The organism is Pseudodesulfovibrio cashew, assembly GCF_009762795.1.
In the GTDB taxonomy this organism is placed as follows: Bacteria; Desulfobacterota; Desulfovibrionia; order Desulfovibrionales; family Desulfovibrionaceae; genus Pseudodesulfovibrio; species Pseudodesulfovibrio cashew.
The window spans coordinates 48,228-61,527 of sequence record NZ_CP046400.1; the positions used below are offsets into that span (position 1 = coordinate 48,228).

The window sequence follows — 13,300 nt, forward strand, 5'->3', positions numbered from 1 at the left end:
GGATACGCATGAAACTGATCAAGAACGAAAAGACCGTCGAAGGCCAGGCATTCCGGGAGGCGGCGGTCGAGGAAATCACCGACGACGACAAGGCCCGGTTCTTCCGTGTGGTCTCCGTGGACCTGGAGCCGTGGCAGATCGAGCAGGTGGTCACGCCCACCGATATCCATGTCCGGCAGGAATCCCTGTTGGCCGTGCACTGGCACCCGGAGTTCGTGCCCATGGAGCACATCCGCAAGCGGGTGGACGCCATGTTCCCCAACCGCAGGGACGAACTGCTCATCCCCACCCAGCACAACGTGCTCATGAGCTGGGGCAACCACTCCGGCGTGGAGGTGGACTGCTTCTCCAGCGGCTTCAACCGCAAGGTCCAGCTCCTGCTCCACTTCACCAACGACAAGGTCCGCGACGCAGGCGTGCTCAAATCCATGCTCGCCCACACCTTCAAGTACCGCTCCGGCCAGCTCTTCGAATTCATGGACACCATCACCAAGCCGGACGCGGAGCGTATCGGCAGGGCTGCCAGGGCAACGGGCGCGGACGCCGCGCTCATTGACTTCGTCCGCGTCAACGTGGCGAAAATCCAGCAGCTCCTGGACGACAACTGGACCGAGGTGCCCCGGATTTCGGTCAAGAACAAGCTGCTGCGCAACTGGTTCGACACCATGCGCCAGGACCTGGGCGACAACACCGTGGACCGCATCCAGGCCTACCTCAAGGCGGTCAAGACGCTGGTCAAGGAAGGCTTCAACCTCTCCTTCTTCTACCGGGCCAGCGAGATCATCGAAGAGGTGCGGGGGCTGGGCGGCTGCGTGGTCATCCCACACCCCGAGCAGTTCTGGCCCATCCTGCTCCGCAACTACGACGTGGACGGCATCGAAGTCTGGAATCCGCAGTCACTGGAATACACCGAGTTTCTCATCTCTGTGGTCAACGAGCAGAACGAGCGCCGCCGCCACTCGGAGCGCGACATGCTCGTCTTCATGGGCGACGACTGCCACATGGGCGAGAAGACCAAGCCCCTGGACCAGCAGGACGAGGAAAAGGCCGCACGGGAGATCGGCTACCAGCCCGCATGGGACGACCTCTCCATCCGCAAGAAACTCATCCTCAACCACATGGGCCGCAAGGCCACCATCAAGGAATACACAGAGCGCCTGGCAGGCTAGGCGCCCATGGAGAACCCACCGATGTCCGAAGAAAAGTTCGTGTTCGATTCACTCCAGGACACCGACACCATCAAGGATTTCCTCGTCTCGCTGACCGACGGTTTCGAGAGGGAGAGCATCACCCTGTCCACCAACGGCGACACCATCGAGTTGAACCCCAACGGGCTACTCAGCTTCACGGTCAAGGCCAAGCGCAAGGGCGCGGAGAACAAGTTGTCCATCAAGATCAGTTGGAAGGACGCCGCCGGGGAAAAACCCGCGGAGGAAGCCTCCCTGAAGGTGAGTTGACCGCCATGATCACCTTCGAAGGACTGGACGAGAACTTCAAGTTCATCGTTCTCGAGGTGGAGAACCAGGCGCGGGCCACCCGCGATTTCATGGACGCTCCATCCCGAAAACGCCACCTCAAGATCACCTCGCGCGACGACTACATCGACAACCTCAAGACCATCATCGAAAACAAGTGCTACTCGCGTATCCACTCGGACAAGTCCCTGGACAAGAACCAGCTCAACAAGATCCGCGCCATGCAGGTCACGAGCGTCAATCTGGAGAAGATCGCCGATTACTTCGTCAACATAGTCAAGCAGATGCGGTATCTTGACGACCAGGCATTCATCAAGAAATACGATTACCACGAGGTCTTCGACGTCATTCTGGAGCGGCTGGCCGAGATCATCGCCGCCTTTCGGCAGGAGGACATGTCCAAGGCCCTGCACATCTGCAAGGCCGAGCCCCTGCTCGACGACATCTACAAGGTCCGCTTCGACCGCGTCATGAACGAGATAGGCATGGGCCGGGACGCCCAGAGCCTGATCACCGTGCTGTTCATCTTTCGCTACTTCGAGCGGGTGGGCGACGCTCTGCTCAACATCGGCGAGGCCGTCATCTTTTCGCTGCTGGGCGAACGAATCAAGATCGAGCAGTTCGACGCCCTGCAGCAGACCCTGACCAAATCCGGCTTCAGCGACTCCTTTGCCGACATCGACTTCTCGGCCATCTGGGGTACCCGCTCGGGCTGCCGCATCGGCCGGGTGGAGCAGCGCGACAGGGAGCTCACCCCGGACGAGAAGAAGCAGGGCTCCATCTACAAGGAAGGGAGCCTGGAGAAGATCCGCAAGGAGCGGGAGTCCATCCTGCGCTGGAAGCAGATCTTCCCGGACCTGGTGGCCGACATCTACGGCTTCCACGAGGAGGGCGACAAGGGCGCCATGCTCGTCGAGTTTCTCAACGGCTGCACGCTGGACGAGGTGGTCCTCTCGGGGGACGACGAGTTTGCCCGCAACGCCCTGTTCATCTTCGAGTCCACGGTGCTGGAGACCTGGACCGCCACCATGGAGCGGCTGCCCGTCAAGACCAACTACATCCGTCAGGTCCAGTCGCGCCTGGGCGGTGTCCTCCAGACCCACCCGGAGTTCTGGCGCACGCCCAAGTCCCTGGGCCGGTCCGAGGTGGAGTCCACCGAAGACCTGCTCAACCGCTGCGCCGAGCTGGAGGCGGAGCTGGAGGCCCCCTTCTCGGTCTTCATCCACGGCGACTTCAACATCAACAACGTGGTCTACAATCACGAGGACCAGCAGGTCCACTACATCGACCTCTACCGGTCGCGGGACTTCGACTACATCCAGGACGCCTCGGTATTCCTGGTCTCCAACTTCCGCATGCCGATCTTCGACGATGGGCACCGGGGCCGGATCAACCACGTCATCCGCCAGTTCTACGCCTTCGTCAAAGGCTTCGCGGACAAGCACGGGGACACCACCTTCGAAGCGCGCATGGCCTTTGCCCTGGCACGGTCCTTCTACACCTCCACCCGGTTCGAGCTCAATTTCAAGTTCGCCAAGGAGATGTACAACCGGTCCATGTTCCTGCTGGAAAAAATCAACCACTACCAGGGCGGCCAATGGGAGAACTTCTCCCTGCCCCTGAACGTCCTCTTTTACTGATAACCGAGCGAGGAACCTGTTTTGAAAATCGGAGTCATCGGAACCAAGGGCGGCTGGTCCTCGGAAAAGCTGGCGGACACCGTCGCGGAAAAGACCGGCGGCGAGCGCGTGCTCATCAACATGGAGGACGTGCGCCTGGACCTGCCTTCGGGCGACGCCTTCTACGACGGATACAACCTGCGCGACTTCGACGCGCTGATGATCAAGAAGATCGGCTCGCGCTACTCCCCGGACCTGCTGGACCGGCTGGAGATCCTGCGCTACCTCGCCGAACGCGGCCTGAGGATATTCAGCTCTCCCTACTCCATCCTGCGCGCCCTGGACCGCCTCTCCTGCACCATCTCGCTGCAACTGGAGAACATCCCCATGCCGCCCACCACCGTCACCGAGTCCGTGGATCAGGCTCTGGCGGCCGTGGAGATGTACGGCGAGGCGGTCTTCAAGCCGCTGTACACCTCCAAGGCGCGCGGCATGTTCGTGCTCAGGCATGGCCCGGACGCCCGCGCCCGCATTGAGGAATACAAGGCGGAGTTTCCGATCATGTACATCCAGAAGACCATCGACCTGGGCGACCTGGACCTCGGCATCGCCTTCCTCGGCGGCGAGTACCTGACCACCTATTCCCGGTGCAAGACCAACGGCGCATGGAACACCACCACCGCGTCCGGCGGCAAGTACCGCCCCTACGCCCCTTCCCCGGAGATCATCGAACTGGCCCGCCGGGCGCAGGCTCCCTTCAACCTGGACTTCACCTGCGTGGACGTGGCCATCACCGACGACGGCCCCTACGTCTTCGAGGTCTCGGTCTTCGGCGGCTTCCGGGGCATTCAGGAAACCAGCGGCATCGACGCGGCCGCGCGATACGTCGACTACGTCATGGAGAAAATCCGATGAAACTGACAGGCTCCACCCGAAGGGAACTGGCCGAACAGGTCAAGGCGGCCCTTCCCGCAACCAACGAACTGCATCTCGACTTCGGCGGCTGCGTCATAAGGACGCTCTGCAACACCGCCGCCCTCAGGGACGCGCTCAAGGGCTATTTCAAGGAATTCATCACCAACGGCGGCGATCCACAGATTTCGATCTCGGCCCACGAAGGCCCGGTGCCGGAATTCGGACTCGCCTTCACGGTCAAGCAGCCCGATCCGGGCAAGACCAAGATCAAGGAGGAGTGGGTCGACCTGCCTGACGGGCGCGTGGTTCGCAAGCGGCTGACCGGCATGCATTTCCTGTTCGGCGAAGGGGAGAACTTGGCCGTGGGCCCGTGCCTGGACAACTCCAATCAGGTCATCAACTTCATCAACAACCGCTTCATCGAGTGGAAGCTCAACCAGGGCGGGTTCCTGGGCCACGCCGCCGGGGTCGTCCACAACGGGCGCGGTATTTCCCTGGCCGGATTCTCGGGCGCGGGCAAGTCCACCCTGGCCCTGCACCTGATGAGCAAAGGCACCACCTTCGTCTCCAACGACCGGGTCATGGTCGAGGCGGACGGCGCCGGGCTGACCATGTACGGCGTGGCCAAGCAGCCGCGCATCAATCCGGGCACGGCCCTGAACAACCCGGACCTATGCAAGATAGTGGAGCCCGACCTGCGCCAGGAGTTCCTGTCCATGCCCGTGGAAGAGCTCTGGCAGCTCGAACACAAGTACGACGCCCTGATCGACGAGTGCTACGGCCTGGGGCGCTTCGCCCTGAAGAGCCCCATGGACGCCCTGGTCATCCTCAACTGGAAGCGGGACGCGGGCGAGATGCGCGTGGCCAAGGTGGACCCGAAAGAGCGCAAGGACCTCCTGCCCGCGTTCATGAAACCCACCGGCCTCTTCTACCTGCCGGACAACCCGGAACGGCAAAATGATCCCGGCGTGGAGGCCTACGCCGAGCTGCTCTCCGGCGCGGACCTGATAGAAATCTCCGGGGGCGTCGACTTCGACCGCGCCGCCGAGGTCTGCCTGGCCTACATGGAAACCGGCGAACTGGCCGTCCAAAAGTAGCCCCATGCGCATCCAGGTCACCCGCAAGGTCGAGATACCGGACCCGTACAAGCTGGCGCTCTACCGAAAAGCGCCCGAGCTGGGGCCGCGCATTCTCTTCTTCAGCGGAGGCACGGCCCTGCGCAGCACCTCCCGCAAGTTGATCCGCTCCACGCACAATACCGTCCACCTGATCACGCCCTTTGACTCGGGCGGCAGTTCCGCCATTCTCCGCAAGGCCTTCGCCATGCCCGCCGTGGGCGACATCCGCAACCGGCTCATGGCCCTGGCCGACCAGTCGGTGCAGGGCAACCCGGCCATCTTCGACCTCTTCGCCTACCGGCTGCCCAAAAACCTCGGGCAGGAGAAGCTGCGCGCGGAGCTGGATCAGATGGCGGACGGCAGACACAAACTGGTCCGGCGCATCCCCGACCCCATGCGCAAGATCATCCGCAACCACTTCCACCAATTCCTGGAGGCCATGCCCCGGGACTTCGACCTCAGGGGCGCGAGCATCGGCAACCTCGTGCTCACCGCGGGCTACCTCACCAATCGACGGCAGCTCGACCCGGTCATCTACATCTTTTCCAAGCTGGTCCAGGTCTGCGGCACGGTCCGTCCAACCATCAACAAGGACCTGCATCTGGCCGTGCGCCTGGAGGACGGCTCCGTCATCGTCGGCCAGCACAACATTACCGGCAAGGAGACCGCACCGCTTGCCTCGCCCATCAGCGACATCTGGCTGACGGGCGGACTGGAGAGCGATGCGCCGGTTGCGGCGTCCATCCGCAACAAGGTCCGCGAACGTATCGCCGGGGCGGACCTGATCTGCTACCCGCCGGGCAGCTTCTACTCCAGCGTGGTGGCCAACCTGCTGCCAGGAGGCGTGGGCGAGGCCGTGGCGGCCAACCCCTGCCCCAAGGTGTTCGTGCCGGGCACGGGCAGGGACCCGGAGGCCGTGGGCCTGTCCGTGGCCGATCGCGCCGCCCTGCTCAGGCGCTACCTGACAGAGTCGGGCGCGCCCGAAGGAGCGGACATCCTGGGATACGTGATCGTTGATTCCCGGAACGGCTCGTATCCGGGCGGCATCGACCGCGCGGAACTGGACCGGATGGGGCTGACCGTCATCGACTGCGAGCTGGTCACCAGCGGTAGCGCCCCCGACCTCGACGAACGGCTGCTGAGCGAGATGCTGCTTTCGCTGGCCTAGGCGACGTCAAATTTCGACATGAAGGCAAACGGACCGGGCGGAAACCGCGCGGAAAAAATACTGGATTCGGAAGGCCATGCGCCAGGAGAAAACCATGACTGAAAGCATGAAGAACACCTTTGACTGGAAGGAAGTGTGCGACCTGTTCTGCATTCGTGAAGACGAGCAGCCCAGGGAGGAGGAGAGGGAGAAAATCCTCAAGAGGATCAACAAGGTGACCGACGAATTCGGCCGCGATTACGTAATTCGCAAGATAGCCCTGCACACGCACTAACCCGCGTTCTCTCCCGACGCACAACCGAGGAGCGCCATGCGAACCATAGTCGTACTCAACCAGAAAGGCGGCGTCGGCAAGACCTCGACTACCGTCAACCTCGGCGCGGCCCTGGCCCGCCAGAAGCAGCGGGTCCTTCTGCTCGACCTCGACCCCCAGGCCCACCTGACCTATTCTCTGGGGATCATGGCCCACCAGCTGCCTAGAACCATGGGCGCGGTCCTCATGGGCGAATGCGGCCTGATGGACGTTGTCCGCGAAACCGCCGACCTGTCCGTGGTTCCGGCCTCGGTGGCGCTGGCCGGAACCGAGGTGGACCTGGCCGGCGTGGAGCGCCGCGAAACCCGGCTCAAGGAGGCCCTGGCCGGGATCGACGGCTACGACTTCGTGCTCATGGACTGCCCGCCCAATCTCGGCCTGCTGACCCTCAACGCCATGGTCGCGGGAACGGAGCTGCTCGTGCCGGTCCAGCCGGAATTTCTCGCCCTGCAGAGCCTGGGCAAGCTCATGGAGACAGTCGGAGCCATCCGCGCCGGGTGGAACCCGGACCTCGCCCTGACCGGCATCGTGCTCACCCGCTACCAGCGCCACAAGAAGCTCAACCGCGAGACGCGCCGCAACATCCGCGACTACTTCGGCGACGCCCTGCTCGAGACGACCATCCGCGACAACATCTCCCTGGCCGAGGCGCCCAGTTTCGGCCAGGACATCTTCACCTACAAACCCCGCAGCAACGGGGCCGCCGACTACCGGAACCTGGCCCTGGAGCTGCTCCGCAGAGGTGCCCTATGAGCGAAGACAAGAGACTCGGAACCAACCCGCTGGCCTGGGTGGACCAGGCCGCAGCGAAACCCGCCGTGCTGCCCGGCGCAGGTCCGACGGCGCAGGCGGCTCCCCTTCCGGTCCCGCCCGCTCCCGGAGGCTGCTTCATTACCCCGGCGGACACGATCACCAAGGAGGACATCATGAGCAAAGGCAAGGTCAAGATAAAGCAGACCCTGGAAACCGCGATGGTCATTGCGCACCTGAATGACCTGGCCCAGTCCCTGGACTCAGGCGTGGTCCGCGCCGAGGACGGCGACAACAGCGTGGTCCTGTCCGTGCCCGAGACCGTTCATTTCGAAATGAAACTCTCCCGCAAGAAGGACAAGGCCAAATGCGCCATCGAACTGGAATGGAAGGACGACGGCAGCCAGGCCGAAGGCTTCCGCATCACCGAAGGCTGACCCGTAATTTTCCGCCGGGGCCCGCACCGGCTCCGGCGGTTTTCGATCTAAGAATTCCACACGTTTTTTCCTTCCCGACGCTGGACAATTTTCCGTGGATGTTGTCAGGTAACAGCTTGAGTACTATCACCAAGCCGATCCCTGACGACTTAGCCGGGACCGGCGACAACCGCTCCGCCGGGAAGGTGCCCCATGAATAAATCCGGTCTGAAAACCGCCGTCATAACCATCCTCTGTCTCATCGTGGCCGCCCAGGCCGCCTGGATCATCACCTCGACCCAGCCGAAGGCGAAACCGCCGTCGGTCAAGGAGGTCCGGGTGCTGCAGGGCAGGGCCGGACTGGAGATCGAACTGGCCGCCCCGCTGGGCGCGGACGCCCCGCTCCCGGACCAGTGCGCCGTTCTGGACCCCGAAGCCGAGGGGACCTGGGCCTGGAGCAACCCCTACGTGCTGCGCTTCGAGGCCACCCAGCCGCTGAAGGGCAATACGCAATACAGCGTAACCCTGGCCCCGGAGACCGGGATCAAAGGCGAACGCGCCTTCACCGTGCAGACAGGCACGTTCCAGCTCGACGACATCACCTTTTCCGAAAGGGCGGGCGGCAAGCCCGCCACCGGGATCATCTCTGTCCAACTGCGCTTTTCCGGTCCTGTCTCCCCCGAGGACCTGCTCAAGCACGTCACCCTGACCGATGAAACGGACAACACGCCCGTCCCCCTCCAGGTGATGACCTCTTGGAGCACCCGGCGCATGGAACTGCGCACCGATCCCCTGGACAAGACCACCGAGGGGCGCACCTACCGCCTGAATGTATCCAAGGGGCTGCAAAGGGCCGGGTCCAACCTTGCACTCACGCGCGACTCCGAAGCCACTTTTACCCTCAAGATCGATCCGAAGCTGACCTGCGAGGGCATGACTCTCTCCGGCTCCGGCCTGGGGCTGCGCTTTTCCACGCCCATGGACCCGGACTCCGCTGCCGCATTTATCAATGTGGAGCCCGAGGCGGACTACACCCTCTCGGCGGACGGCAACACCCTGCTCCTCTCCGGCGGGTTCACGCCTGGGGTGAAGTACACCGTGACCCTGCGCCAGGGCCTGACCGCCGCCGACGGCGCGGTCCTGCAACAGGGAATCAAAGCCACGGCGGCCATGCCCGACCTGAGTCCCTCCGTGGACTTCACGGGCTCGGGCCTCTTCCTGCCCCGCTCGGCGCGGACCGGACTGGTGCTCAAGGCCGTCAACGCTGGCAAGCTCACCGTGCGCATCGACCGGGTCTATCCCAACAACCTCTTCGCCATGCTCAGCGAGTACGGCGGCAGGATTTTCGAAGAAGGCTGGGACTACGGAGGCGTGCCCTCCAACCTTGGGGGCAAGCTGTTCGAACAGACCTTCGAAGTGAAGGCGGCAAAGAACGAGACCGCCACCGTGCCCCTGGCCTTCGGCAACGCCCTGCGCGACATGAACGGCCTGCTCAGGATCAGCGCGGACATCCGTGGCGGAGAGAGCGCAAGGCGCTGGCTGATCCTCTCGGACATCGGCCTGATCGCCAAGCGGGACAGCAGGACCTTCCATGTCTGGGCCGTGTCCAACAAGACCCTGAAGCCGATCCCCGGCCTGAAGCTGACCCTGATCAGCGACAAGAACCAGCGACTCGGCAGGGCGGTGACCGGCAATTACGGCACGGCCAGCCTGAAGCTGCCGGAAAACAACGACGACGGCTCCCCCTATCTGATCATGGCTGAAGGCCAAAGCGGGGACTTCACCTTTTTGCTGCTCTCCCGCTTCGGCGTGGACACCACCGGGCTGGACGTATCCGGCGTGCGCACCTCGCGCACCGGCATGCGCGCTTTCCTCTACGGCGAACGCGACCTGTACCGCCCAGGCGAAACTTTCAAGGGCATGGCCGTGGTACGGCAGAACGACCTTGCCGCGCCCCCGTCCCAGCCGCTGGTGCTCGTCCACCGCGACTCCAAGGGACGCGTGGCCCGCAAGATACGGTTGACCACAGGCAAGGACGGCACGGCGGACTTCACACTGGCCCTGCCCGCCTACGCCCTGACCGGCACCCACTCCCTGGCCCTGATGGCCGGAAAAACAGTCATCGGCACCTACCGGTTCAAGGTCGAGGAGTTCATCCCGGACCGCATCAAGGTGGAGCTGCTGACCGGCAAGACCGCCTATGAACCCGGCCAGGCCATCGGGCTTAACGTCAGGAGCAGCTATCTGTTCGGGCCGCCCGCCGCCAACCTGCCGGTGACCCTGCGCGGCGTGCTGCGGGCCGCACCCTTTGCGCCCACCGGGCTTGAGGACTACGTCTTCGGCGATCCGGAACGCGAGTTCCAGGCCCAGGAGTTCTACGCCTCGGACGGCACCCTGGACGCCAACGGCACTCTCTCCGGCTCCCTGCCGGTGCCCGAGGGGCTCACCCCCCCCGCCGCACTCGAAGCCGTCCTTTACGGACGGGTAAGCGAGGCCGGAGGACGCGGCGTGACCGCCGGAAAAACCGTTCTGGTCCACCCCTACGCCTATTACCTCGGCCTCGGCAGGCTTGAGCGCAACGGCCTTGATCCGGGCAAGCCCATCTCCTTCCGCTACGTGGCCGCCGCACCGGGCGGCAATGTCTGCGCCCACGGCGAACTGACGGCCAAGCTGTATCGCGACCGGTGGCGCACAGTGGTCCGCCAGGCCCCCTCGGGCGGGTTCCGCTACGAGTCCGTCAACGACCCGCAACTGGTCGATTCCTCGACCATACCTCCGGGCGAGGGCAAGGGCGAGGTGATGTTCACCCCGCCAAGCTACGGCAGCTACCGCGTAACCATCGCCGCCGCCGATTCCGGCGCGTCATCCGCAACGGCATTCTATTGCGGCGGCTGGGGCTACTCGCCCTGGGCGTTGAAAAACCCGGCGCGGCTGGAGCTGGCCACGGACAAGGACCAGTACCAGCCGGGTGAAACCGCCGTGGTCCAGATCCGCGCTCCGTTCCCGGGCCGGGTCCTGGTGGCCGTGGAGGGAGACACCGTCCACGACACGCAAATCGTTGACCTCGAAGGCAACACCGGCGAAGTCCGTCTGCCGGTCAAACAGGCTTACGCGCCCAACGCACACGTCACCGCCCTGCTGGTGCGCAAGGCCGCTGATGTGGACGAAGGCTCGGTGGGCCGGGCCTTCGGCGCCGTCCCCCTGCTGGTGGACAACCTCTCCAACAAAATGGCGCTGCAAATCGACGCCCCCGAGGAGATTCGCCCCGAGTCCGAACTCACGGTCCGGATCAAGGCCGACCCCGGCGCGGTGGTCACCGTCGCCGCCGTGGACGAGGGCATCCTGCAACTCTCGGGCAGCAATGACCCCGACCCGTTCGGCTTCTTCTACGCCCGCCGGGCGCTGGGCGTGCACAGCTACGACACCTTCGCCATGCTCTACCCGGACATGGCCCGCGTCATGGGCCACGCCAAGGCGGGCGGCGGCATGGCCATGATGGCCGAGAGCCAGTTCATGCGCACCGGCAGCATCCTGCGGGTCAAGCCTGTCTCCTTCTGGTCCGGCCCGCTCAAGGCCGACGCGAAGGGCGACGTTTCGTATACCGTGCGCCTGCCCGATTTCCAGGGCGCGCTCCGGCTGGTGGCCGTGGGCCTCGACGGCAAGCGGTTCGGCCTGAGCCGGTCCATGACCCGGGTCCGCTCCCCATTGGCAGTGACCCCGACCCTGCCGCGCTTCCTGGCGGCGGGAGACACCATGGAGATGCCGGTCACCCTGCGCAATGATCTGGGCAGGGACGGCGCCGTGACCATGGACGTCACGGCGGAGGGAGCCGTGGAAACGGACGCCCAGCCCATAACCAGGGATATCGCCGACGGCAACGAGACCACGGTCTACGTGCCGCTGAAGGCCAAACCCGGCGCTGGCGGCGCGGCCAAAATCACCATCCACGCCACCAGCGGGGACGAATCCCGCCGCATCGTGGTGGACCTGCCCGTGCGCCCCGCCCTGCCCTACCGCAGGGACGCCGCCTTCGGCGTGCTCAAGGACAAGGAGGGCGAACTGCTCCCGGCTCCCGAAGGCTTCGTGCCCGGCACCGTCACCCGCACCGTGACCCTGGGCGCGCTGCCCATCTCCGGTTTCGCCGGGAAGCTCGAATACCTGCTGCGCTACCCCTACGGCTGCGCCGAGCAGACCACGTCCAAGGCATTCCCCCTGATCCGCTTCAACGCCCTGGCCCGGGCCTTTGCCCCGGACCTGCTGGGCGAGACGGGTGCCCCCTTCATGGTCCAGGCGGCCCTGTCGCGGTTGTCCGCCATGCAGACGGACAGCGGCGGCTTCGCCTTCTGGCCGGGCGGACGCGAGGCCAACCCGTGGGTCAGCGCCTACGTCGCGCACTTCCTGCTGGAGGCCTCCCAGGCCGGCTTCGGCGCGGACTTCATGTTGCCGCGCGCCCTGAACTACCTGCGCGTCCTGCCCTCCACACGGAACAGGAACCTTGATACTGTGTCCTACGCCCTCTTCGACCTGGCCAAGGCGGGCGAACCCGAGCGGGGGGCCATGGACGAGCTGCGAGACAAACACGCGGACAAGCTCTCGGCAGCGGGCCGCACCCTGCTGGCCTGCGCCTACGCGTTGTCCGGCGACCCGGACTCCTTCAATGCGCTGCTGGCCAAGCTGCCAGAACTGCCCGAAGGCAGGGAGCACGGAGGAGGCATGGGCTCGGGGTTGCGCGACGCCGCGCTCATGCTCATCACCCTGGCCGACGCCGCGCCGGATGACAGGCTGGTGCCCGAGCTGGCGGCAAAGGTTTCGCGCCTCATGCACGTCAGCCGCTGGGGCACCACCCAGGAGAACGCCCTGGCCTTCACCGCTCTGGGCAAGACCCTGGACACGGCCGACCCCGGTCCGTTCAGCGGCATGCTGGTATCCGGCGACACCGAATATCGCTTCGATGACGTGCCCACCTTCTCCAAGCGGGACATCCCGTCCGGCGGCCCGATCCGGGCGGCCATGGCCTCGGACAACGCCACGGTCTACTGGTCAGCGACCACGCGCGGCGTGCCCGAACCGGAGACCGTCAAACCGGTCTCCAACGGCCTGGAGATCCGCCGCACCTTCCTCGACCGGGAAGGCAACCCGCTCAAGGCGACCAGCCTGCGGCAGGGCGACCTGGTGATCATGAAGACCGAACTTCGGGCAACGGGCACCGCCGTGGAAAACGTGGTGGCACAGCTACTGCTGCCCGCCGGGCTGGAGGTGGAGAACCAACGCCTGGCGACCACGGAGACCGCCGCGTTCGCGCCCAAGGGCGAGCGCGCCATCTCCGGCCACCAGGACATGCGGGACGACCGCATCCTGTTCTTCACGGACCTGCGCCGCACCGGCTGGCACGCCGGATACACGCAACTTCGGGCCGTGACGCCGGGCTCCTTCGCCCTGCCTCCGGCCCAGGCCGAGGCCATGTACGATCCGGCCATCATGGCCCGAGGCGAGACCGGGCGCATGGACGTGACCCGGAGGTAGGCT

Annotated in this window: 10 protein-coding genes; all 10 read left to right on the forward strand. The window is 64.8% G+C overall.

Going from position 1 to position 13,300, the window contains the following annotated elements:
- Nucleotides 1–8: 8 nt before the first annotated feature.
- Nucleotides 9–1,169 (forward strand): PHP domain-containing protein, encoded by a 1,161-nt coding sequence (locus GM415_RS00275; RefSeq protein ID WP_158945636.1) that lies wholly within the window; start codon nt 9–11, stop codon nt 1,167–1,169.
- A 21-nt stretch (nt 1,170–1,190) separates the two neighbouring features.
- Nucleotides 1,191–1,457, forward strand: a complete 267-nt coding sequence (locus GM415_RS00280) for an amphi-Trp domain-containing protein (protein ID WP_158945638.1) — start codon at nt 1,191–1,193, stop codon at nt 1,455–1,457.
- A 5-nt stretch (nt 1,458–1,462) separates the two neighbouring features.
- A complete protein-coding gene (locus GM415_RS00285; protein ID WP_158945640.1) occupies nt 1,463–3,115 on the forward strand; it encodes a phosphate signaling complex PhoU family protein in 1,653 nt (550 codons plus the stop codon).
- 21 nt (nt 3,116–3,136) lie between these two features.
- The gene (locus GM415_RS00290; protein WP_158945642.1) at nt 3,137–4,009 is read left to right on the forward strand and encodes a GAK system ATP-grasp enzyme; all 873 of its coding nucleotides are present in this window, start codon (nt 3,137–3,139) and stop codon (nt 4,007–4,009) included.
- Nucleotides 4,006–5,106 (forward strand): HprK-related kinase B, encoded by a 1,101-nt coding sequence (locus tag GM415_RS00295; RefSeq protein ID WP_158945644.1) that lies wholly within the window; start codon nt 4,006–4,008, stop codon nt 5,104–5,106. Before GM415_RS00290 ends, GM415_RS00295 begins: the two co-directional genes overlap by 4 nt.
- A gap of 4 nt (nt 5,107–5,110) precedes the next feature.
- The gene (locus GM415_RS00300) at nt 5,111–6,295 is read left to right on the forward strand and encodes a GAK system CofD-like protein (RefSeq protein WP_158945646.1); all 1,185 of its coding nucleotides are present in this window, start codon (nt 5,111–5,113) and stop codon (nt 6,293–6,295) included.
- A gap of 94 nt (nt 6,296–6,389) precedes the next feature.
- Nucleotides 6,390–6,569 carry a hypothetical protein gene (locus tag GM415_RS00305; RefSeq protein WP_158945648.1) on the forward strand — a complete coding sequence of 60 codons (180 nt, stop codon included), beginning with the start codon at nt 6,390–6,392 and terminating at the stop codon, nt 6,567–6,569.
- 36 nt (nt 6,570–6,605) lie between these two features.
- Nucleotides 6,606–7,361, forward strand: a complete 756-nt coding sequence (locus tag GM415_RS00310; protein ID WP_158945650.1) for a ParA family protein — start codon at nt 6,606–6,608, stop codon at nt 7,359–7,361.
- Entirely contained in the window at nt 7,358–7,795 is a 438-nt protein-coding gene (locus GM415_RS00315) for an amphi-Trp domain-containing protein (protein ID WP_158945652.1), read from the forward strand. Before GM415_RS00310 ends, GM415_RS00315 begins: the two co-directional genes overlap by 4 nt.
- 192 nt (nt 7,796–7,987) lie before the next feature.
- Entirely contained in the window at nt 7,988–13,297 is a 5,310-nt protein-coding gene (locus tag GM415_RS00320) for an alpha-2-macroglobulin family protein (protein ID WP_158945654.1), read from the forward strand.
- Nucleotides 13,298–13,300 lie beyond the last annotated feature (3 nt).